Annotated in this window: 17 protein-coding genes; 4 read left to right on the top strand and 13 right to left on the bottom strand. The window is 63.8% G+C overall.

The window, feature by feature from the left end; all coding sequences use genetic code 11:
• Positions 1–47: 47 nt before the first annotated feature.
• The 5 genes from RBA41_RS19200 to RBA41_RS19180 form a co-directional block, all read right to left on the bottom strand.
• Entirely contained in the window at positions 48–1,070 is a 1,023-nt protein-coding gene (locus tag RBA41_RS19200) for an Rpn family recombination-promoting nuclease/putative transposase (protein WP_306625829.1), read from the bottom strand.
• Positions 1,071–1,171: 101 nt separating this feature from the next.
• Positions 1,172–2,548 (bottom strand): efflux transporter outer membrane subunit, encoded by a 1,377-nt coding sequence (locus tag RBA41_RS19195; protein ID WP_306625828.1) that lies wholly within the window; start codon positions 2,546–2,548, stop codon positions 1,172–1,174.
• Positions 2,545–3,744, bottom strand: coding sequence for an HlyD family secretion protein (locus tag RBA41_RS19190; RefSeq protein ID WP_306625826.1), 1,200 nt, complete (start codon positions 3,742–3,744; stop codon positions 2,545–2,547). The genes RBA41_RS19195 and RBA41_RS19190 overlap by 4 nt, the downstream gene beginning before the upstream one ends.
• A 3-nt stretch (positions 3,745–3,747) precedes the next feature.
• Positions 3,748–5,424, bottom strand: coding sequence for an MFS transporter (locus RBA41_RS19185; protein ID WP_306625824.1), 1,677 nt, complete (start codon positions 5,422–5,424; stop codon positions 3,748–3,750).
• A 174-nt stretch (positions 5,425–5,598) separates the two neighbouring features.
• Positions 5,599–7,464 (bottom strand): phosphoenolpyruvate carboxykinase (GTP), encoded by a 1,866-nt coding sequence (locus RBA41_RS19180; protein WP_306625822.1) that lies wholly within the window; start codon positions 7,462–7,464, stop codon positions 5,599–5,601.
• A 378-nt stretch (positions 7,465–7,842) separates the two neighbouring features.
• Between RBA41_RS19180 and RBA41_RS19175 the strand changes: the two genes are divergently transcribed.
• Positions 7,843–8,835 carry a D-2-hydroxyacid dehydrogenase family protein gene (locus RBA41_RS19175; RefSeq protein WP_306625820.1) on the top strand — a complete coding sequence of 331 codons (993 nt, stop codon included), beginning with the start codon at positions 7,843–7,845 and terminating at the stop codon, positions 8,833–8,835.
• Between the two features lie 30 nt (positions 8,836–8,865).
• On the opposite strand, the gene RBA41_RS19170 is transcribed toward RBA41_RS19175, so the two are convergent.
• Positions 8,866–9,630 (bottom strand): L-asparaginase, encoded by a 765-nt coding sequence (locus tag RBA41_RS19170; RefSeq protein WP_099872841.1) that lies wholly within the window; start codon positions 9,628–9,630, stop codon positions 8,866–8,868.
• 151 nt (positions 9,631–9,781) lie between these two features.
• Here RBA41_RS19170 and RBA41_RS19165 point away from each other — a divergent pair, with 151 nt between their 5' ends.
• Entirely contained in the window at positions 9,782–10,267 is a 486-nt protein-coding gene (locus RBA41_RS19165) for an asparaginase domain-containing protein (protein WP_306625818.1), read from the top strand.
• Positions 10,268–10,394: 127 nt separating this feature from the next.
• On the opposite strand, the gene RBA41_RS19160 is transcribed toward RBA41_RS19165, so the two are convergent.
• The 3 genes from RBA41_RS19160 to RBA41_RS19150 all read right to left on the bottom strand — a co-directional run bounded on the left by RBA41_RS19160 (position 10,395) and on the right by RBA41_RS19150 (position 13,313).
• Complete coding sequence (locus RBA41_RS19160) at positions 10,395–11,291, bottom strand: recombination-associated protein RdgC (protein ID WP_099872845.1); 897 nt, start codon at positions 11,289–11,291, stop codon at positions 10,395–10,397.
• A gap of 147 nt (positions 11,292–11,438) precedes the next feature.
• Positions 11,439–12,512 carry a DNA polymerase IV gene (gene dinB / locus RBA41_RS19155; protein WP_306625816.1) on the bottom strand — a complete coding sequence of 358 codons (1,074 nt, stop codon included), beginning with the start codon at positions 12,510–12,512 and terminating at the stop codon, positions 11,439–11,441.
• A gap of 123 nt (positions 12,513–12,635) precedes the next feature.
• Positions 12,636–13,313, bottom strand: a complete 678-nt coding sequence (locus RBA41_RS19150) for a TetR/AcrR family transcriptional regulator (RefSeq protein ID WP_306625814.1) — start codon at positions 13,311–13,313, stop codon at positions 12,636–12,638.
• 298 nt (positions 13,314–13,611) lie between these two features.
• Between RBA41_RS19150 and RBA41_RS19145 the strand changes: the two genes are divergently transcribed.
• Together RBA41_RS19145 and RBA41_RS19140 are read left to right on the top strand one after the other, a co-directional pair.
• On the top strand, positions 13,612–14,523 hold the full coding sequence (locus RBA41_RS19145) for a lipase family alpha/beta hydrolase (protein ID WP_306625812.1): 912 nt from the start codon (positions 13,612–13,614) through the stop codon (positions 14,521–14,523).
• 10 nt (positions 14,524–14,533) lie between these two features.
• Positions 14,534–15,451, top strand: a complete 918-nt coding sequence (locus RBA41_RS19140) for a lipase secretion chaperone (RefSeq protein WP_306625811.1) — start codon at positions 14,534–14,536, stop codon at positions 15,449–15,451.
• Between the two features lie 91 nt (positions 15,452–15,542).
• On the opposite strand, the gene RBA41_RS19135 is transcribed toward RBA41_RS19140, so the two are convergent.
• The 4 genes from RBA41_RS19135 to RBA41_RS19120 all read right to left on the bottom strand — a co-directional run bounded on the left by RBA41_RS19135 (position 15,543) and on the right by RBA41_RS19120 (position 22,580).
• Positions 15,543–17,366, bottom strand: a complete 1,824-nt coding sequence (locus RBA41_RS19135; RefSeq protein WP_306625810.1) for a S8 family serine peptidase — start codon at positions 17,364–17,366, stop codon at positions 15,543–15,545.
• An 813-nt stretch (positions 17,367–18,179) separates the two neighbouring features.
• Positions 18,180–20,399: a TonB-dependent receptor gene (locus tag RBA41_RS19130; RefSeq protein ID WP_306625808.1), complete on the bottom strand. Its 2,220-nt coding sequence runs from the start codon at positions 20,397–20,399 to the stop codon at positions 18,180–18,182.
• A 206-nt stretch (positions 20,400–20,605) separates the two neighbouring features.
• Positions 20,606–21,025 (bottom strand): MmyB family transcriptional regulator, encoded by a 420-nt coding sequence (locus RBA41_RS19125; RefSeq protein ID WP_306625807.1) that lies wholly within the window; start codon positions 21,023–21,025, stop codon positions 20,606–20,608.
• Between the two features lie 274 nt (positions 21,026–21,299).
• A complete protein-coding gene (locus tag RBA41_RS19120; protein WP_306625805.1) occupies positions 21,300–22,580 on the bottom strand; it encodes a glycerate kinase type-2 family protein in 1,281 nt (426 codons plus the stop codon).
• Between the last annotated feature and the right edge of the window lie 93 nt (positions 22,581–22,673).

Genomic DNA, 22,673 nt, shown 5'->3' with positions numbered 1-22,673 from the left:
GCACGCGCCGTTGTAATACTGCCGGAATCGCTCAGTACACCGCCCGGTCACACCGGGCCGGAGGCCTGTGCGGACGCCGGGTCGTCGCCGAACACCGCGGTCAAACTGGGCGCATCCAGGCTGCGCTCGCACCACTGTTCCAGTTCCGCGTACGTGGCCTGGCCGATGCGTTGCGTTGCCGTCTGCGGAAGGTCGCCGAAGCGCTTGTGCAACAGGCTGCCGAGCATGCCGCGCAGCGCGGTAAGCCGACCTTCCACCGCCCCTTCCATCCTGGCTTTTTCTGCCAGTGCGAGTCCTTTCTGAAAGCCGATATCTTCGAACTCTTCGGCCCAGGTTTCAAATTTACGTTCCATATCAGCCAGCCCTTCCACACTGTCAAACGCGAACGATTCCAGGTTGCCGCGCCGTTGCGCCAGGTGCTTTATCCACTGCGCGACCGAGAGCCGCAGGCTTTCCTGGGGCGCGTCGTCGAACCAGGTTAGCAGCGCGGGCAAGACATTGTGTCGGACCTCGGAGGCGCTCGAAAGTTCCATCCGAAACAGCAGCGCCAGCAGGGTGGCATTCGCTTCCAGCGCCGCCCTGTCCAGGCGCTGCTGGTCGACCAGAACGTAACGCTGGGATGGCTGGAACGGCGCCAGTTCGGCGGGTGCCTGCATGAGCAACGCGGCCAGGTCCAGGCTGGCGCTCCAGCGCGGCGCACCGTTATAAACCACCACCGGCAAGACCGGCGGCAACAGCAAAGCCGAGGACAATGCATGCCGCTTGACCAAGTCCTGGCACAGCAGGCCGACATAGCTCTGCATGCGCAGCGCCATCCAGCGGTCCACGCCGGACTGGAATTCGAGCACGATATACACGTACAGAACATGCTCGCCGATCCGCACGCGCCAGACCATGTCGCTCTGGCGCGCCGCCAGGCGCTCGCTCACGTACACGGGATCGACCCGTTCGAACGAGGACAGCGCCACATTGTCGAACAATGTGAAAGGCGTAAAGTGCGTGACCAGATCGCGCACCAGTTCCGGGTGGGCGAACAGCGAACGGTAACCGAGGTCGTTATAGGCGGGCATGGGGCATTCTAGCCACCGTCCCTGCCCAGGGTTTGCGCTACATCAGGCGTGCGCCACGCCCGCTTGCGCGCCGCGCCTGCCGTACTTGCTGCGCAGGCATGTTACTGCGGACTCGCGCTCCAGCCGCCGCCCAGCGCGCGGTACAGCGCCACCATATTGTTCGCCTGGTTCTGGCGCAGCGTCACCGCGTTGAGCTCGGTCTGGTAAAGGTTGCGCTGCGCGTCGAGCACTTCCAGATACGAGGCATAGCCGGCCTGGTAGCGGTCCTTCGCAAAGTCCAGGGTGCGCGCCAGGATATCGCGGCGCTTTTGGGCATGCTCCATCTGCGTTTGCAGGCGCGTCACGCCGGCGAGGGCATTTTCCACTTCGCTGAAGGCTGCGAGTACCACGCCGCGGTAGGCAAACGCCGCCTGGTCGCGCTGCGCCGTGGCCGCGTCGACCTGCGCGCTCAGGCGCCCGCTTGAAAGCACGGGCGCCAGCACGCTGCCGCCCAAACTCCACAAGGTCACCGGATCGTAATCGCGCCCGTTGGTGAGCAGGCTGCCAAATTTGGCGCTGATGGTCACGTGCGGCAGGAAATCGGCGCGCCGTACCGCCAGGTTGACGTCGCTCGCGGCCAGCAGCAACTGGCCCTGCGCCACGTCGGGCCGGCGCGCCAGCAGGCTTGATGGCAGCGCGGCCGGCACCGGCAGCACCGGCAAATCCTGGAAGCGCCGTTCGCGCGGCACCGCGCCGGGCAGTTCGCCCGTCAGCACGCGCAGGCTGTTCTCCTGGCGGCGGATGGCCAGCTCCAGTTCGGGAATGGCTTGCAGCACCGATTCGTTTTCGGCCTGCGCCTGCGTCAGCTGCAGCTGCGAGGTGTAGCCCACGCGCGCCTGGTCCGACGCAAGGCGCAGCGCTTCGGCGCGCGAGGCGGCAGTCGCTTTGGTGATCCGCAGCTGGGCGTCCAGCGCCAGCAAACCCACGTACGCCTGCGCGGTGCTGGCCGCCACCGACAGCGCCACGCCATCGCGTTCGGCCTGGCTGGCCTGGTACTGAAGCGAGGCCGCGCGCGACTGGTCGCGCAGGCGGCCGAACAGGTCGAGCTCCCAGCTGGCTTGCAATTCCGGCTGCAGCGAGCGCGAATTGACCATCGCCGCACCGGCCGGCGTGCGCGTGGAAGCGCCGCCCAGCACCGCATTGACGGCCGGCAGGCGCGCCGAATCGGCCACGGTCACGAGCGCGCGCGCCTGGTCGACCCGCGCCACCGCCGCCAGCACGCTGGTGTTGTGCGCGAGCGCCGCTTCCACCAGCTTTGTCAGGGCCGGGTCGCCGAAGGCGCGCCACCATTGCGCATCCACGGTGGCCTGCCCGGCCGGGCCATCGCGCCAGGCCTCGGGCGCGGTGACTTTCGCGAGCGGCGGCGCCGGACGCAGGGCCGGCATGCAGGCACTCAGGCCGCAGGCGATGCCCGCAGCCAGGACGAGGCGGCGCCTCACGGCTGCTGCTCCGCCGCACCGACGGTATCGACCTTGACGATCACCGACATGCCGGGCCGCAGGCGCCGTGCCAGCTCCTGATTGGCATCGATGGCAATGCGCACCGGCAGGCGCTGGACTACCTTGGTGAAATTGCCGCTGGCGTTATCGGCGCGCAGCACGGAAAATTCCGAGCCGGTGGCCGGCGCGATCTGTTCGACATGCCCGCTCAAGGCGGCGCCGTTGAAGGCGTCCACGGTGAACGTGGCGCGCTGGCCGATGCGCATTTTCCAGGTCTGGTTTTCCTTGAAGTTCGCCACGATCCACATGGTGTCGGGGACCAGGAACAGCAGCTGCGAGCCGGCCGTGACGTACTGGCCCAAACGTACCGACGCTTCGCTCACCTGGCCGTCGCGCGGGGCCTTGACGACCGTGTTTGACAGGTCGATTTTCGCCAGCGCCAGCTGCGCTTCGGCCGTCTTGACCTGCGCCTCCAGGCCGCCGCGCGAGACGGTCGTGGCCTTGACGGTTTCTTCGGCGATGGCGATATCGGCCTTGGCCTTGAGTACATTGGCGCCGGCCAGCTGGGTCGTCATGCGCACGCGGTCGCGCTCATTGAGCGATACCGATCCCTTGGCCGCCAGTTCCTCGACCCGTCCCAGTTCGGCCGCGGCGCGATTGCGCTCGGCCTGCACCGCCACCAGCGTGGCGCGCGCGGCGCCGCCACGGGCGCGGTTCTGGGCCTGGGTCTGCGTGAAGTTCTCCAGCGCGGCAAGCGCGCCGTCGCGCTGGGCCTCGGCCTGGTCCACGCGCGCCTTGTAGATACGGTCGTCGATGCGCAGCAGCGGCTGGCCTGCTTTGACGAACTGGAAGTCCTTGACCAGCACTTCGGCCACATAGCCATTGACCTGCGGCGCGAGCACCGTGATCTGCCCGCGCACGTAGCCGTTGTCGGTCTGCACCAGGGTGCTGTTGAAAGGGCCGAGGCGCCACGCCCACATGATCAGCACGATGCCGATCAGTGCGACGACGGCCATCAGCACCACGGTCCACGTCTTGGGCTTGATGTACTTGGGCGGCGTGTCGGGTGCCGCGGGCGTCGCCGGCGCGGCGGCCGGCGGGATGGGAATGGTGGTGCTGCTGGAGTCGCCCGGCACCGGCGGATTGGCATCGTCGGCAGGCGGTTCGCTGCGCGAAGGAGGAAGTGGATTGGTCATGGTTTATCTGGCAGGGGCGCCCGCGGGCGCCTGGTTGAGTAAGGCTGCTGCTTCGCGCTTCTGCCGGCGCGCGAGGCGCACGGCGATGATCAGCGACCAGCCGAGGAACAGGATGGCGATCACGCCGCTCAGGGCAAAGACATCGTTGAACGCGAGGACGTTGGCCTCACGCCGGCTGACCTGGGCCAGTTGCCCCACGCCCTGGGCGGCGCGCAGGGCCGGGTCGGTGTTGACGCCCTGGTAGATCTGCTGCTGCAGGCGCAGGCGCTGGGCGACGACCGGATCGGCCGGATTGAGCTGGGCCACGATCTGGGTCGAATGCACATGCTCGCGGTGCAGCTGGTAGGTACTGAGCGCGGCGGCGCCGGTGAAACCGCCCAGGCTTTGCGTCATCGCCAGCATGACGACGAAGGTGACCACATGGTCGGCGCCGAATTTGAGCGCCTGCATGATGCCGATCATGACCATCGGCCCCATGAACATGCCCGCGCCTACCGCCACCAGAAACTGGCTGACGAAAAAATCGTGTGGGCGGTCAAGGCTGGTGCGGCCGTAATCGAGCCAGGCGGCTACGCCGAACAGCACGATCGAGAACAGGATTTGCGGAATCACGGTCTTCGGGCTGAAGGTGACCGCGCTGGCGACCATGCCGCAGATGGTCCCGGCCAGGATGACGGCGAACAGCGGCTGCATCTGGTCCGGCCCCATGCCCAAGGTGCGCAGCAGGCCGACCGCGCCGTAGGTCTGCTCGGACGTCAGGAAGCGGATCAGGAAGGCGCCGATCATGAAGCGGATGGTGGGCCCCATCATCAGCCAGCGCGTCTGGATCAGCGGATTGGCGCGGTGGTGCTCGATGAACAGCGCAATCGTCATCAGCACCACGGCGGCGATCAGGAGGTACGCCAGCCAGGGCGTGTCGAACCACCAGCGGGTGAAGCCCTGGGCCAGCACGGCGACGATCATCGCCACCGCCGGCGCCACCAGCGCGAAGGTGACGAAATCGAGCGGTTCGATCACCTTGATGTGGATCCCGGGCGGCAGCTTGAGCACCACCACGGCGGCGAGCGAACATAGCGCCAGGCCGGCCTCGAACAGGTACAGGTTGTGCCACTGGCCCATGTCGAGCAAGGCCGGCGACATCAGCCAGGCCAGCGGCGTGGCGATCTGCGCGATGCCCACCCCGAGCACCAGCATCTTGCCGGTGTATTGTTTGGGCGCGGCCTGCAGCATGTAGAGCATGGCCAGGGTGCTGGTGGTGGCGCCGGCCAGGCCGCTGACGGCGCGCACCAGGATGGCCATCTCGAAGCCGCCCACCAGCAGGTGCAGCAGGGTGACGAAAGCGTACAGCGACAGGCCGATCTCGGCGAACAGGCGCAGGCCGAACTGCTGGCGGAACTTGAACACCATCAGGTTCGAGGTGACGTTGACCATGATGTAGGCGGCCGGCAGCCAGGCCGCTTCGGCCGGGGTCAGACCCAGGGTGCCCTGGATGGCCGGCAGGTTGGCCGAGACCAGCGCGTTGCCCAGACCGCCAGTAATGCCGACCAGCAGCGCCACGCAAGCGTAGGCAAAGCGGATGTGGGGCGGATGCCAGGGCATCGACGCCGAACCCGGCATGGTGGGTTTTTCGTGTTCTTCCCAGGCGGGAGTCGGTTTCAGATACTGCGGGGGCGCTGCCATGCTAACGGGCTCCGGTGGCCTGGCCGGCGATGTCGAGCGCATCGGCTCTGGGATTTATCATGAGAAAATTATAAGATAAATAGCCCGCAGCTGTAGCACGATGGGTCCGTCAAGCGCGCGGACGAAAAAAAAGCGCGTCCGAAGACGCGCTTTTTCCATCCGGTCGACGCCGGTTTATGCAGCCAGGCGCTTCTCGAGCGTGGCTTTGGTCTCCACCAATTCTTGCGGCAGGTGATAAGCCAGCTTCTCGAACAGCTCATTGTGCAGCTTGAGCTCTTCGTTGAAGGCGTCCTTGTCGATCGAGGTGATGGTATCGAACTGCGCTTGCGTGAAGTCGATGCCGTCCCAGTTCAGATCGTTGAAGTTCGGGGTGGTGCCGAACACGTTCTCGGTGCCGCCCGCCTTGCCTTCGATACGTTCCAGCATCCACTTCAGGACGCGCATGTTGTCGCCGAAGCCAGGCCAGACGAACTTGCCTTCGGCGTCGGTACGGAACCAGTTCACGCAGTAGATCTTCGGCAGCGCGGCCGGGTTCATGGCTTCGATCTTCTTGCCCATGTTGAGCCAGTGCTGGAAGTAGTCGCTCATGTTGTAGCCGATGAACGGCAGCATCGCGAACGGATCGCGGCGCACGATGCCCATCTGGCCGGCAGCGGCGGCGGTGGTTTCCGAACCCATGGTCGCGGCCATGTACACGCCTTCAACCCAGTTGCGCGCTTCGGTCACCAGCGGCACGGTGGTCGAACGGCGGCCACCGAAGATGAAGGCCGAAATCGGCACGCCCGCAGGATCGTCCCAGGCCTGGTCGATGACCGGGTTCTGGGTCGCGGCCACCGTGAAGCGCGCGTTCGGATGCGCCGCCTTGGTGCCGGATGCCGGGGTCCAGTCCTTGCCCTGCCAGTCGATCAGGTGCGACGGCGCTTCCTTGGTCAGGCCTTCCCACCAGACGTCGCCATCGTCGGTCAGCGCGACGTTGGTGAAGATGGTGTTCTCGTTCATCGAGGCCATGCAGTTCGAGTTGGTGCGGGTGTTGGTGCCCGGCGCCACGCCGAAGTAGCCGGCTTCCGGATTGATCGCGTACAGGCGGCCATCGGCACCCGGCTTGATCCAGGCGATGTCGTCGCCGATGGTGGTCACTTTCCAGCCGCCGAAGCTCGCTGGTGGAATCAGCATGGCGAAGTTGGTCTTGCCGCAAGCCGATGGGAAAGCGGCTGCAACGTAGTGTTTCTTGCCTTCGGGCGATTCGACGCCGAGGATCAGCATGTGTTCGGCCAGCCAGCCGGTGCCGCCGGCCTGGGCTTCCTGGTGGCCCATGTTCGAGGCGATACGCAGCGCGAAGCACTTCTTGCCCAGCAGCGCGTTGCCGCCGTAGCCGGAACCGTAGGACCAGATTTCGCGGGTTTCAGGGTAGTGAACGATGTACTTGGTCGGGTTGCATGGCCATGCAACGTCTTTCTGGCCAGCGGACAGCGGTGCGCCGACGGTATGCACGCAAGGGACGAACTCGCCGTCGGTGCCCAGCACGTCGTACACGGCCTTGCCCATGCGCGTCATGATGCGCATGTTGACCGCCACGTAAGGCGAGTCGGACAGCTCGACGCCGATGTGGGCGATCGGCGAACCGAGCGGACCCATCGAGAACGGCACCACGTACAGGGTGCGGCCGGCCATGCAGCCGTCGAACAGGCCGTTCAGGGTGGTGCGCATTTCCGCAGGGGCCATCCAGTTGTTGGTCGGGCCGGCCTGCTCTTTGGTTGCCGAGCAGATGTAAGTGCGGTCTTCCACGCGCGCCACGTCCGACGGGTCGGAACATGCCAGATAGGAATTCGGGCGCTTTTCAGGGTTCAGCTTTTTCATCGTGCCGGCGGCCACCATCTCGGCGCACAGGCGGTCGTACTCGTCTTGCGAGCCGTCGCACCAGTAGATGCGGGCCGGCTTCGTCAGGGCAGCAATTTCGCTGACCCAATTGATGAGCTTTTGATGTTTGATGTAAGCTGGGACGTTCAGTGTTGCAACGCCACCCATAACGGGCTGATTCATAGTACCTCCAATGCCAATAAGAATTCTTTCTTGTCCCGGCACGGCAGGATCGTCGTCAGCGTTTCGGCTTGCGCTCAAGAATCCATTCCCAAAGAAAGGTTCGGCGATACGGCGGTCATGTCGACAACCTCGATGACGGCAAGGTTGCTGGAACGGTAGTGCGGGGACTTGAGACGGTCCGGGACGCGGTCAAAACACGGTCCGGGGAAGGGGTCAAATCCCGAAATTAGGGGGCGATTGTACACCCGCTATTACCTGTTTTAAATGCTCTAACATCAAAAATGTAGGAATAATAGTTGACCAATGTAGTAGGCTATTCCGAATATTCCGTATCGTGTTATTTACCTACGAAGATTTATTTAACTTCTGCCATCTCCCATGAAAATAGCTATTCTTGACGATTACCAGGACGCCGTCCGCCAGCTCGACTGTTTCAAACTTCTCGATGGCCACGAGGTCAAGGTTTTCAACAGTTCCGCCCGTGGCGCGGGCCAGCTGGGCATCCGCCTGGCCCCCTTCGACGCGCTGGTCCTGATCCGCGAACGCACCGTGTTTCCGGCCGCATTGCTGGAAAAACTGCCCAACCTCAAGCTCATTTCCCAGACCGGCAAGCTGGCCGGCCATGTCGACGTGGCGGCGGCCACGGCGCGCGGCATCGCCATTGCCGAAGGGGTCGGCTCACCGGTGGCCCCGGCCGAACTGACCTGGGCCCTGATCATGGCGGCGAGCCGCAAGATCGTGCCCTACGCCAACAACCTCAAGGAAGGACAGTGGCAGACCACCTCGGTCAATCCGCTGCTCAACGGCTTGGGCCGGACGCTCAAGGGCCGCACCCTGGCGCTCTGGAGCTACGGCAAGATCGGCCGCATGATCGCGGGCTACGGCAAAGCCTTCGGCATGAAGGTGCTGGTCTGGGGCGGCGAGGCCAGCCGCGCGGCGGCGGTGGCGGACGGTTTCGAGGCGGCGCCGAGCCGCACAGCCTTGTTCGAGCGCGCCGACGTGCTGAGCCTGCATCTGCGGCTGGCCGACGGCACCCGCGGCATCGTCACCGCCGACGACCTGGCGCGCATGAAGCCGGACGCGCTGTTCGTCAACACCAGCCGCGCCGAGCTGGTCGCAACAGACGCGCTGGAAGCGGCGCTGCGCCTCGGACGTCCGGGCAACGCGGCCATCGACGTGTTCACCAGCGAGCCGCTGGCGCCCGATGCGCCGCTGCTGCGCATTCCGACGGTGCTGGCCACGCCCCATATCGGCTACGTGGAAAAGGATAGCTACGAGCTGTACTTCCAGGCTGCGTTCGAGAATGTGCTGAACTTCGCGAACGGCGCGCCGTCTAACATTTTGAACCCGGAAGCGTTGCAGAAAGCGTGATGCGGGCGGGCGCTGCCGGCCCCTGCCCTGTTACGACGGTTCGCGCAGCTTGCGCTCGCCGGTGATGTCGATCGGCGGCGCCGGCATGACGTGCGCGCGCGTCCACAGGCCGGCCCAGCCGGGGGGCCAACCCAGTGCCGGGCCATCGTAGGCCGGCAGGCTGGCGCGCACGGGTACCACCGGCACGGGCGGGGCTTCCTGCAGGCCGCCGGCGCCGGGGCGCTCCATGTTCAGGCTGTACATATAGCCGGGCAGCAGGATCTTGCACGCGCCCTCGAACCACGCGGTGTGGTCTTCGTCGCGCCCGAGCGCCTGCGCCAGGCCTTGCGGGTCGAAGCGCGCCAGCGCGGTAACCAGTTCGTCGGTGGTGGCGCCCGGTGAATCGCCCCAGCCCATCACCGGGTTGACGTTGTAGTCGGCGCCGGAGCCGTACCAGCCTTCGCGCCAGGGGCGCTGCATCCAGTCGCGCTGGCCGGTAAACAAATGCCAGCGCCAGTGCAGGCCCGAGGGCTTGGGCCAGGAGTAGAGATACAGCTTTTCGTAGCCGGCCTGGTGCAACGCACGCACCATGGCCATCAGGCGCGCGTGCGGCATGCGGTCGGGCGGGGCGCGCCGGAACAGGATCGCTTCGCCATCGGCGTGCTGCACGTCGTCGGTGGACAGGTTCAGGTCGAGTGTGCGCGCTTCGCTGCCGAAGCGCGCGGAGATCCAGCCGGTGAGCAGGTTGACGTGCGTGATGACGCCATAGCCACGATGGCGATGGAAAATAACAGTTCCTGGGGCAAGGGCTTTCATGGCTTCTTGGTGGACAAAAAAATGAATGGTCTCATGCGCAGACGACGATTCTAACCCACTGGCAAGTGGAGCTGCCCGGTTTGCGCACTTCGACATCGCCGACGCTACACGTTATCATACGGCACCTTCCTCTTACGAATTCCAGATCATTATGAGCTTGCGCATCATCGCCACCGGCGGCACCTTCGATAAACATTATGATGAACTGACCGGTAAGCTCGGCTTTGCGGAAAGCCATCTGCCTGCCGTCCTGGCGCGCACGCGCATGACGGTACCGGTGGAACTGGAGCAGCTTCCCCTGCTCGACTCGCTCGACATGCAGGATGCCGACCGCGCGCGCGTGCTGGCCAGTTGCCAGGCGGCGCAGGAGAAGTCGATCGTCATCGTGCATGGCACCGATACGATGCCGGAAACGGCCGCCGTGCTCGGCGCCGCCGCGCTCGGCAAAAGCATTGTGTTGACGGGCGCAATGATTCCGTACGAGATTGCGAATTCGGATGCGCTGTTCAACCTCGGCTGCGCTAGTGCCGCAGCGCAAATCTTGCCGCCGGGTGTGTACGTGGCGATGAACGGGCAGATTTTTACGTGGGATAACGTGACCAAGAATCGCGCGGCCGGGGTGTTTCAGCCGCTGTAACAACGTAGACTGTAGCGTGCGTCCGCTGACGTGGAATCCGTCGTTCCTTGCAGTGCCAGGAACGACGGAGCCGAGGTTAACGGCATGTCAAACGGCTACAGTGAGCGGCTTGACCGTCCGCGCCCTCTTACGCCTTCGCTTCCCCGCCCAGCGCCTCCACCAGCTCGGTCATCAGCTTGGCCAGCTCGCCCGTCATCAGCATCATGTCGTTGTCGAAGCGCTCTTCATCATTGCGCGTGCTCGTGTCGCTTTCCTTGATGACGTCGAGCGGCTTGATGCCCTTGATCGCCAGCGATTCGGTCAGCACGAACGAAATCTTGTCGTCCCACGTCATCGCCAGGCGCGTGCACTGCTTGCCTGCCGCGATGTGACGGCGGATATCGTCCACTTCCAGCGCGTGCTTCACGTAACGCACAGCCGCCTTGCTCTCGCCGGTGGCGCGCAGTTCGGTATCCTGGTCGATCGTGAAGCCCACCGGCGCTTCGTCGGTTTCCAGCCAGGCCGTCATCACGGCCACCGGCGAGCGCTGCACGCGCAGGCTTTCCAGCGGCATGCGGTCGACCGCCTTGAGCAGCAGCTTGATGACTTCGTCGGCCTTGGCCGGGCTGGCGGCGTCGACCACCAGCCAGCCGTTGACCGGATCGATCCAGGTGAAGGTGTTGCTGCGGATGCTGAAGGCGCGCGGCAACAGTTCATCGGCCACGCGCTCCTTGAGTTCCTTCATGGCTTTCTTGCCTGGTGCAAAGCCCTGGGCTTCTTCCAGCTCGGCCGCCTTGGCCTTGGCCACCTGGTTGATGACCGACGATGGCAGCAGCTTCTTTTCGGTGCCCAGCAGAATCAGCATCTGCTTGTTGACGGTGTGAACCAGCATGCCGTTGTTGCGCGGCGAATCCCAGCCCTGGCGCAGCAATTCGTTACTGGTGGCTGGAACGAAACTCATGGGCGCCAGCGCCGCTTCGAGTTGCTCAGGAGTGAATGCCCACGGTGCGGGAAGACGGTAAATCTGAAGATTCTTGAACCACATTGTGCTTTACCTTGTTTGAGTCAGTATTTACAGCGGGATGAAGCAGGAAGGCGCGGCGAGCCGCTTTCACGTCCTGCGTAACGGCCTGCCCCGGAGGCAGGACTGGCGTCGTCCGAGACAAATCATCTTTGCGAAGGGAACGACATTTTACACGTCCGCATCGGCGAACAGGCTTAACTGTTCGAGGTTTTCGGCCTCGCCCAGCCGCACCCCGACGCCCAGCAGGCGCACAGGCTGCCTGCCGCGCGCATAGCCGGTTTCCATCAGTTTGGCGTATTGCCCCATGTGTGGCGCGATGCCAACACATTCCACGGTGGTCTGGTGAAAATCGGCGAACTTGAGTTTAACGAACAGCTTTTGCACGCTTTTCTGGGCTCCGGCGCGGGCAATGCGCGCGTTGAGATTGTCGAACAGTTCCGGCAGCAGGGCGATGCAGGCCGGCAGGTCCGGCACGTCCGGCGTGTAGGTTTCCTCGACGCTGACCGACTTGCGTTCGCGCTCGTTGCACACCGCGCGGTTGTCGATGCCGCGGCACAAATCGTGCAGGCGGGTGCCGAAGCTGCCGAAGTGGTGTTGCAGTTCGAGCAGGGTCCAGGTGCGCAGGTCGGCGCAGGTTTGCACCCCCAGCTTGTTGAGCTTGGCGGCGGTGACCTTGCCGACGCCGTGCAGTTTCTTGACCGGCAAGGCGGCGACAAAAGCGTCGACCTCGTCCGGGCGCACCAGCCACAGGCCGTCGGGCTTGTTCCAGTCGCTGGCGATCTTGGCCACGAACTTGTTGGGCGCCACGCCGGCCGACGCGGTGATGCCGACCGTGTCGAAGATGCGCTTGCGGATTTCCTGCGCGATCAGGGTGGCGCTGCCTTTGCAGTGGGGCGAATCGGAGACGTCGAGATAGGCTTCGTCGAGCGAAAGCGGCTCGACCAGGTCGGTGTAGTCGCCGTAGATGGCCAGGATCTGGCGCGAGGCAATGCGGTATTTCTCCATGGCTGGCGGGATGACCACCAGGTCGGGGCACAGCTTGAGGGCCTGGGCGGTGGCCATGGCCGAGTGGATGCCGTAGCGCCGCGCTTCGTAGTTGCACGTAGCCACCACGCCGCGCTGGCCCGGCTGGCCGCCAACGGCCAGCGGCACCTCGCGCAGGGCGGGATTGTCGCGCATCTCGACGGCTGCGTAGAAGCAGTCGCAGTCGCAATGGATGATTTTTCGGGCTGGGGCGTTCACGCGGGCTGGTTTGCCCGGACAGGGCAACTACTGTAATTGCATACAGTATTCACTGAAATGGGATTTGTTGCAAGTTGGAAGGACGCGCAGGCGCGCCAGCTCGTCGTTCCCGCGCCGCGGCTCCTAACTTAAATGACTTCGGATCATCGACAAGGTGCTATCGGCAAAATCATCCACATGCACCTTGGCCGCGCGGTACTTCCAGCGCTTGATATACCAATCCTGGAACATCGCCACGATATGCGCCGCCAGCAAATCCGGCTTGCCGGCCGGCACCGGCGTGAGCTGGCTGATCATGTCGGCAATTTCGGCCTGGATCGACAACTCCGAATTTTTCGCCATGCCACGCTGCTCGAAACTGAGCACGCGCGAATCCATGTACACGAAGTAAAACCACGGCTGCAAAATCTCGGACAGGTAAATCGTCGCCCGCACCAGCGATTCGAGCCGTTCCAGCGGCGCCTGCACATGCTGGAACATGCGCGGCAATTCCTGGCTGGCATGCCGCACCACATCCTCGATCATTTCCGCCAGTTGATCCTTGCTCTCGATATAGCCGTACAGCCCACCCATCGACAAGCCCGTCTCGCGGCACAGGTCGCGCAAGCTCATCGCGCGAAAGCCGACCTCGTTGGCCAGGCGAAACGTGGCGCCGAAGATTTTTTCCATGTTTTCCAGCGCCGGCTTGCGGCGCTTGACGCCGATCCGCTCGGCGTGGTGGTCAACAATGTAGGCCCAGATCGTGTCGCCGTTGAGCGGCGTCATCTTTTCAAACTGGGCAAAGTCGAAGCGGGTGGACACCAGCGTTCCCATATGTGCATCTACCGCTAGAGTTGGTTTCGGGAATGATTATAGCTCGTTAAAACCACACATCAATTCAAAGCGCAAAACAAGCCCTCCAGATGCTGCACTGCGCGATGCTTTATCCGAAAGCCAGTGCTACATTAAAAAAACCGAGCGCTCGCTCTAATTCGTATTTTTCTCTTGCAACAGCTAGCAGCAAGGGTGGTCGCCCGGTAGCCGGAGGAATGCCCAGCTCGCACTGTGCAACTCCAGTTCCAGTAATCGACTTCAATCAAAAAACCATTATGGAGACAACATGAAGAATCGCTTTTGGAAGTGCCTGTCCGTTTTTCTCATCGCTATCCTCGTCGTTCCCACCCCGGCCCTGGCCGCGGGTTACACGCAAACCAAGTACCCCATCGTGCTCGTGCACGGCCTGTTCGGCTTTGAGAAACTGGGGCCGATCGAATACTTTTACCAGATCCCCTCGGCGCTGCGCAGCGGCGGAGCCCAGGTGTTTACCGTCACCGTCTCGGGCGCCAACAGTACCGAAGTGCGCGGCGAACAATTGCTCTCGCAAGTAAAGCAGATCATGGCCGCCACCGGCGCCGCCAAGGTCAATCTGATCGGCCACAGCCATGGCGGGCCGACCGTGCGCTACGTCGCTTCGGTGGCGCCCAGCCTGGTCGCGTCGGTCAGTTCCGTGGCCGGCGTGAACAAGGGTTCGGCGATCGCCGACATCCTGACCGGCAACGCCCCCAACGTGGGCAATGCGCTGGCCAACGCGGTGGGTGCGATGATGGACTTCCTGTCGGGCCGCTCGGGTTTGCCGCAAGATGGCGAAGCCGCGCTCAAATCGCTCACCACGGCCGGCTCGATCGCCTTTAACAAGCGCCATCCGCAGGGCGTGCCGACGAGCGCGTGCGGCGAAGGCGCCAACCATGTCAACGGCGTGTATTATTTTTCGTGGAGCGGCGCCAAGCCCTACACCAATATGTTCGACGCGATCGACCCGTTCATGGCGCTCACCGGCCTGGCTTTCGGCGGCAAGAACGACGGCCTGGTGAGCAGCTGCTCGAGCCGCCTCGGGCGCGTGATCCGCGACGACTACGCCATGAACCACCTCGATGAAGTGAACCAGTTCATCGGCATCGTCAATCTGTTCGAAACCAGCCCGGTGACTGTGTTCCGTCAGCAAGCGAACCGCCTGCAGGCGCTCGGTCTGTAAGGAGGCCGCCATGACCGCACGCACGCAATGGAAAAGGTTCGGTGCCGGCGCCCTGGTGGCCGGCGCGCTGTACTACGCTTATCCGAAGCCGGAGGTGGCCGCCGTGGCGGCCGCGCCGCCGCAGTCGGATCCGTTCGCGTTCGTGCGCTCGATGGAAGGCACCAGGCCGGACGGCGCGGTGCGCCAGAGCGCCGAAGGCCAGCTGGTGGTCGATGCCGAACTGGGGCATCTGTTCGACTATTATCTGGCCGGCCTCGGCGAGAAGGATCTGCAAGCCATCCGCGCCGAAATCGAGCGCGAGCTCGAGCGCCGCCTGGCGCCCGGTCCGGCGGCCCAGGCCAAGCGCCTGCTGGCCAGCTATCTCGATTACAAGCGGGCCCTGGCCGATGCGGAAAAGTCGCTGGTGCCGGTGGCCGACCTGGCCAAGGCGGGGCGTGCGCGGCTCGAACTCAAGCAGCGCCTGCGCCCGCAGTTTTTCAGCGCCAGCGATGCGGCCGGCTTGTTCGGTGCCGGCGACGCCTACGATGCCGACGCGCTGGCGCGGCTCGACATCGAGCAGAACGGCACGCTGACGCCGGACCAGCGCGAGCTGCAGCTGGCGGTGCTCGACAAGCGCATGCCGGCGGCGCTGCGTGAAGACCGCGAAGCGCCGACCAGGGTGATCCGGACCGAAGCGTCGGTGCAGAAGCTGCGCGAGCAGGGTGCCGGCGACGACGAGGTGTACCGCCTGCGGGCGGCGGCGTTTTCGCCGGATGCGGCCGGCCGGCTGGCCGAGCTCGATCGGGAAGAGAGCGCATGGAAGGGTCGCATCAAGACCTATCTGGCGCAGCGGGCCAATCTGGGCGCGGCGCCGGAAGCGATGCTGCAGCAAGTGCGCGACCAGCATTTTTCAGCGGAGGAGCAGCGCCGGCTGGGCGCCTACGAGTAGGCGGCGTCGACGATCGATAAAAAAAGGGGACGAGTGGCAAGCCAGTCGTCCCCTTTTTCATGCAGCGGCCGGGCCGCTGCATGAACTTACATTACCACGACAGTTTCAGCGAGTAGGCGCCGCTGGTGGCGCCCGTGCCGCCGCTGTAGTACTTCACGCGCACATAACGGGTGAAGGTGGAGGTACCGGTGTTGGTGGTGCTCAGGCTGTCAACCACGCCGGCGCCGTTTTCACTCATGGCCACCTGCGTCGTGCCGGTGCTGTTGTAGGCATACAGATCGTAGTCGGCGGTGGTGCTGCCGATGGTCATTGTTGCCGTCAGCGTTTTGCCAGCTGGCAGTTGAACAGCGAAGTAGTCGGAGTCGGTGCTGGTACCCATGTTGCCCTTGACGACCGTGCCGCTGACCGTCACCGCATTGGCCGACGTGTACGCGTTGTTCGACTCGGTTTCGTTGATGGTGGTGCCGGCTGGCGGCGTGGTGCCGCCGGTAACCGACTTGACGGCGGCCAGCGCATCGACGATACCCGTGCCGCAGCTGTTGCAGGTGCCCGGGAAGGCGCGTGCGGTCGACTTCAGCTTGCTTTCGATTTCATCCGGCGTGAGGGCCGAATTTTTCGACAGCATCAGCGCGGCAACACCGGCCACGTGCGGGGTCGCCATCGAGGTACCGGCGTAGCCGGCGTAGTTGTCGGCGCCTGGAGCACCGCTGCCGGCGTTCAGGGTCGACAGGATCAGGCCGCCGGTGTCGCCACCAGGCGCCGCCACGTCGATCAGGCTGCCGTAGTTCGAGTACGAAGCGCGGCTGCCATCTTTCTTGGTTGCGGCGATCGCGATGACGCCCGAGCAGTTCGCCGGGCTCGCATTGCTCACGTTCATGTTGTCGTTACCAGCGGCGACGATCACGACGGTGCCGCGCGAACGGGCGCCGTTAATGGCGTTCTGGGTCGTGGTGTCGCAAGCGCCACCGCCGCCGAGCGACATGTTGATCACTTTCGCCTTGTTGGCATTGGCTGGAACGCCAGCCACGGTGCCGCCCGATGCCCAGGTGATCGCGTCGGCGATATCCGAGGTGTAGCCGCCGCATTTGCCCAGTACGCGCAGTGGCAGTACCTTGGAATTGAAGGCCACGCCGGCCACACCAAGGCTGTTGTTGGTCTTGGCGGCGATGGTACCGGCCACGTGGGTGCCGTGCCAGCTCGACGTCTGTGCCTGCAGTGGCTTGCCATTGCCGCACGCGCCGGCGGCGACAGCGTCGCCCGGATCGCTGGCATCGCTGTCGCGGCCGTTGCCGTCGTTGGAAACGAAGGTGTCGGTGATGAAATCGTAACCTGGCACGAACTGGCCGGCGAGGTCGGCGTGCGGACGGAAGCCGGTATCGATGACGGCGACGACGATGCCGGTGCCGGTAGCGATATCCCAGGCTGCGGGCAGGCGCAGGCCGCCGGTGGTGTCACCGTAGTGCCACTGCTCCGAGTAACGCGGATCGTTCGGGGTGTACAGCGGGTGCATGATGCGGTCCGGCTCAGCGTACTCGATGCTGGCATCGCGCTCCATCAGGTCCTTGGCGATCGCTGCCACTTCCTTCACGTCCATTTTCTTGTCGAGCTTGAGAATCTGGGCGCCGTTGGCGGTGGTGTGCAGCGCCTTCATGGTCAGGCCGAACTGTTGGCCGGAACGCTGAACGATGGCCAGGCGCGCCTGGCTTGGGCCTGCCATGAGGGCGGCACCCGGCACGACAGGGCCGGTTTCCTTGTATTTGACGATCATGCGGTCGGTGCTCATGGCAGCAGGCTGGGCCTTGGCGGTCATGTCCAGATCGCCCACGCTGGCGTGTGCGAAGACCGGGCCGGCCGTGATCACGGCGGCGACGCAAAATTTCAAAAAGGATGGGTACTTCGATTGCGAATGCTTCATTGTCGTTCCTTAAGTTTTCCGATGAACATTTTATAAAGGAGAGGTGGCAGCGCGTAGCTGTCGCCCTTCCAGTGTCTCCACGTTGTTCTGCAACGTAGCCCCGCCTTTTGTCGGCGAGCGTTGTACATTACTTCGATTCATGACCAATTTTGGAAATTTCCAACCGGATTCGGCTGTTTCGCAACACAAAAAGTCAAAAATTTTTCCAAAAGCAAAGTTAATTTGGCAATTTTTGCTTTTTTCCAAATGCAAACTTGTTCATTTGTGTTTATTTCTGAACATTTGACTGAAAAATGTCTAAATATGAACAGTTTTTAAGCGGTAATGAACGTTGCAGTCTCGAAAAACGACGAGATTGGATGAATGATTCAGAACAATTTCCTGTGCTACCGTGAATATGCTGTAGACCCTCGGAATCGGCTGAAAGTTCGCGTGGATGCATATACAAGATCTGGTTTTTTGCCCGGATCACGGTGCCGACAGCCAGGCGAAAAAAAAGCCACAAGCATGCGTGGCGAGGCGTTTTTTTACTGTGGTTTCCCTCTGGAGCGAGGCAGTTTTCGTGCTACGAAGGGGGGTATTTCAGTTACGAGCTCATCCGACATTGCGGCGTCGAGTCTGACATGCCGATGTGGTGGCGGCCTACCTGACCTCGGTCTCTGATCTGACAGCTGGGCAAGAATCCGTCTTACCCGGCTTAGGCGCCATCCTAAATGTCGTTCAGACATTTCTTACAGGAGCTCATCCCGACTATGTGCTTGCGGACGAAAAAAAGCCGCGCTCGCTCGCGGCTTCGGCAATACCTGGCAAGGCTTAGAAGTTGCCCTTGAACTGCACGCCCCACAGGCGCGGCTCGTTGGTGAAGCCGGTCAGGTTGTTGAAGTCGATGCCGCCGACGATGCGTTCGGTGCCGGTGATATTGCGGCCATACGCGGCCACTTCATACTTGCCGCCATCCCAGGTGTAGCCCACGCGCAGGCCGCCTTCGACCAGCGGCTTGCCGGTGAATTCTTTCGCTTCGTACAGGAAGAAATTGATCTTGCTGCGGTACGCCCAGTCGGTGAACACGAACATCTGGCCTTCGCCCAGGTCCATCGAGTAACGCGCGGTGCCGTTCACGATCCACCGTGGCGCCTGCGGCAATGGATTGCCGTCGATGACGACGCGGCCTGCCGCATTGATCGGGTTGGTGATCGTGCACTGCGCGCACTTGTTGACCGACAAGCTGGCGTCGCGGATCTCGGTGAAGTTGTAGCTGCCGCCGGCCGATACCTTGAAGTTGCTGGTGACGAAGCCTTCAAAGTCGAGCTCGGCGCCACGGCCGTTGGTCTTGGCCGCGTTGATCAGGCGGTTGACGTTGGAGTTGCCGCCGACCACGGTCAGCTGCTGGTTCTTGACCTGGTAGTCGTACACGCTGAAGGCCACGCGCGCGCGCCGGTTCAGCAGGTCGGCTTTCACGCCCGCTTCCACCGAGGTGATGGTCTCGGCGTCGGCCACGGTGATCGGCACCGATGCCGAGGCCGCCGCGATACTCGGCGCGCGGAAGCCGGTCGCCACGCGGGCGTAGACGTTGACATCCTTGTTCAGCTTGTAGGTGCCGCTCAAGTCCCAGTTGGCCTTGTTGCTGCTCTCGCCGACCGCAGCCGGCCCGATCTGCACCACGTTGACCGCCGACACGGTGTTGAAGTCTTTCTTGTCGTTGGTGTAACGCAGGCCGCCGCGCACCGTGAAGGCGTCGCTGAAGGCGTAGTTGAGCGAACCGAACGCCGCCCAGGCGGTGTTCTTCTGGTGGCTGGCCAGGTGCGAGGTTTGCGCGCCGGTCGTGCTGTTGTAGTTGTTGGAAAAGCCGTTGGCATCTTCGTTGAAGTAGTACACGCCAGCCTGCCAATTCATCGGGCCGCTGTTCCTGGACTCGACCCGGAATTCCTGGCTGTATTGCTTGACGTCGGCGATGCCGCCGGCAGTTTCAACCTGGAACGGGATCACGCCCGGGCCGCTTGGGACGCCGCCGTCGATGTCGCCGCGGCTCAGGTAGTGGTCCACGCCTTCGTAGCCGGTGATCGAGTACAGCTTGACCGCGCCCAGGTCCCACGACAGGCGCACGTTGGCGCCGTTCGAGCGCAGCGCCTGGAAGTTCAGGCCGTTGTTGGCGATCTGGTCGGCGTCGAAACCGTCGACCAGCTCGTTCGTGCCTTTTTTGATGATATTGGCGCGGAACAAACGCGAGCTGCCCGTGGTCGAGCGCTGGTGCACATTGAACAGGGCATTGAAGCCGGCGCCCGGGTTGTACAGCACTTGCAGGCGTTCGGCGTGCTCGTTGTAGCCTTCGAGCGCGTCTTCCTGCCTGGTGAAGGTATTGTCGACGAAATCGTCGCGGTGCTGGCGCAGGGTCGAGAAGCGCGCTGCCCATTCTTTGCTCAGCGGAACGTTCACGGCGCCGTCGACGTTGACCGTGTTGTGGGTCGCGACGGAGGCATTGTAGTAGCCGCCGAATTTGTCGAGCTTCGGTTTTTCGGATTCAAACTTGACCACGCCAGCCGGGGTGTTGCGGCCGAACAGGGTGCCCTGTGGACCGCGCAGCACTTCCACGCCCGCCAGGTCGAAAATCGGGAAGCCTTTCAGGATCGGGTTCTCTTGCACGACATCGTCGTAGATCAGCGATACCGGCTGCGAAGCGAAGGTGTTGAAGTCGGTATTGCCGTAGCCGCGGATGTAAAAGCGCGGGAAGGTGCGGCCGTTCGACGATTCCACGTTCAGGCTCGGCACTTTGCCGGCCAGCACGCGAATGTCCTGGCCGCCGGAAACGATCACATCGAGCTTCTCATCCTTGAGCAGGCTGACGGACACCGGCACTTCCTTGATGTTCTCGGTACGGCGCTGGGCGGTCACGGTGACGGTTTGCAGTTCCGGAGCGGCTTGAGCCTGGACTTGGGCCTGGGCCATGGCCGACGCGATCGGCAGCAACGCGGTCAGGGCCAGCACGGCGCCGTGCGCGCCGATAACGCGCTTGTGCATCTTGGACATCTTGATCATTCGAGTTCCCTGGAAAAAGTGGATGAAGCGTACGACGAAGGGTTTCTTGTCTCCTGCTCTACTCTTTTTCTGGACGTTCTCGCATGCAGCAAATGCGCGCGGCGATGGACGCCGTCGGCACTGCATCTTGTCGATGTCTATGTTGCCGACCTGGTAAGACTGAAGGCGGTATTTTCTGTCATCACTGCTGTGAATGGCAAGGAAGTTCAGGTGCCGCGTGATCTTAACGCAACATTTTTTGCAGTAAACCACGCTTTGCTGCGTTCATCGGCGGGAAAAAACGATTCAATCCGCAATTCATGCACCGTGACGTCGTGCGGCGTGCCCATGGTGGTGATGGTGGTGAACACGTTCAGTTCCACGTCGTCCTTGCGGATCGTCAGCGGCAGGAACGGCAGCGCACGGCGGTCGAGGTTGGGCGCGTGGGCGGCGGTGCCGATGGCATCGATGCCAGGCAAGGCGGCCAGTTCGGCCAGCAGGCTGGTCGCTTCGCTGCCGGGACCGTCGCCCATGGCTTCGCGCTGGATCCAGTGCAGCGCGTCGGCGCACACGGCTTCCCAGGGCGGGCAGGTCGCCGGCCAGGGTATCGAAATCGTAGCCTTTGCCCGGATCGCTGGAACGGCCATGCCCGCGGCGACCGAACGCGACGCAGCGCAGCCCTTGCCGTGACAGCGCCAGCATCCGGTAATTCCATGCATCCGACGGCAGCGACCAGCCACCCACGAACAGCACCGGCACGCCGCTACCCCAGTCGCGCTAAAACAGGTCGACGCCATCAGTGGTGCGGATAAAGCCGGGGGTGGTGGAATGGGTCATGGCAGGTCTCCTTGGTTGGGCAGCGCGATACGGTGACACCATTGTCGGATACCCGCGCCGGCGTGGCGATTACCTCCCAGGTAATCAATCCGCCGGCGCCTCGACCAGAATCGCGCGCAAGTCGTTGACGTTGGTGCGCGTCGGCCCCGTCATCACCAGGTCGCCCAGCGCCGCAAAAAAGCTGTAGCCATCGTTGTCTCGCAGCCGCGCGCCCGCATCGACCCCGCCCAGCGCGGCGCGGGCCAGCGACTGCGGATCGAGCAGCGCCCCGGCGTTGTCTTCGGTGCCATCGATGCCGTCGGTATCGCACGCAATCGCATGCACTCCCGCCATGCCCTTGAGCGCAATTGCGAGCGCCAGCAAAAACTCCGCATTGCGCCCTCCCCGCCCGCCGCCGCGCACGGTGACCGTGGTCTCGCCGCCCGACAAAATCACGCACGGCGCCGCCACCGGCTGCCCATAACCAGCCACCTGGCGCGCAATGCCCGCGTGGACGATGGCCACTTCGCGCGCCTCGCCTTCCATGCACCCGCTCAGGATCAGCGGCGTGTAGCCGGCCGCGCGAGCCGCACTGGCTGCGGCATCGAGCGCGTGCTGGGCGCTGGCGATAACGACCGCCCGATTGCCGCGCAGGCGCGCGTCGTCGATTGCCGGCGCGGCCAGCGCCGCATCCTCCAGCACCGCGCGCACCGCGGGCGACACGGCGATGCCGTATTTGCCGAGCACCGCCAGCGCATCGGCCGCGCGGCTGCCATCGGGAATGGTGGGGCCGGACGCCACCACCGCCGGATCGTCGCCCGGCACATCGGAGACCACCAGCGTCACCACGCGCGCCGGATGGCAGGCCAGCGCCAGGCGTCCGCCCTTGATCGCCGACAGGTGGCGCCGCACGCAATTGATCTCGCCGATCGGCGCACCGCTGGCCAGCAGACGGCGCGTCAGTTCGCGCTTTTCATCGAGCGTGATGCCGGGCGCCGGCAGCGACAGCAGCGCCGAGCCGCCGCCGGACATGAGGCACAGCACCAGGTCGTCCTCGCCGAGGCCGCGCACCAGCGCCAGCATGCGCTGCGCGGCCGTGGTGCTGGCATCGTCCGGCACCGGATGGCCGGCCTCGATCACGTCGATATATCGGGTCGGCGCTCCATGGCCGTAGCGCGTGGCGACCAGGCCGGCGATCCCGCCCTGCCAGTGCTGCTCGACCGCCTGCGCCATGCGCGCCGCCGCCTTGCCGGCCCCGATGACGATGGTGCGCCCCTTGGGCGGGGGCGGCAGGTGCGGTGCCAGCACCGCCAGCGGGTCGACGGCCGCCAGCGCGCTGTGAAACAGCTGCAGGAGCAAGGCACGCTGGGGGCTCGTTTGATTCATCTGGGTCCTCGGTGGGTGGGCCGCAACGCCGATTCGAAATCGCTATGTTTTTTGTGGTCGCGGGCCTATGATATTGACACAAAAATATCTTCC

The sequence above is a fragment of the Massilia scottii genome (assembly GCF_030846495.1).
GTDB lineage: Bacteria > Pseudomonadota > Gammaproteobacteria > Burkholderiales > Burkholderiaceae_D > Telluria_A > Telluria_A violaceinigra.
This window is presented reverse-complemented; position numbering and strand designations above follow the sequence as displayed.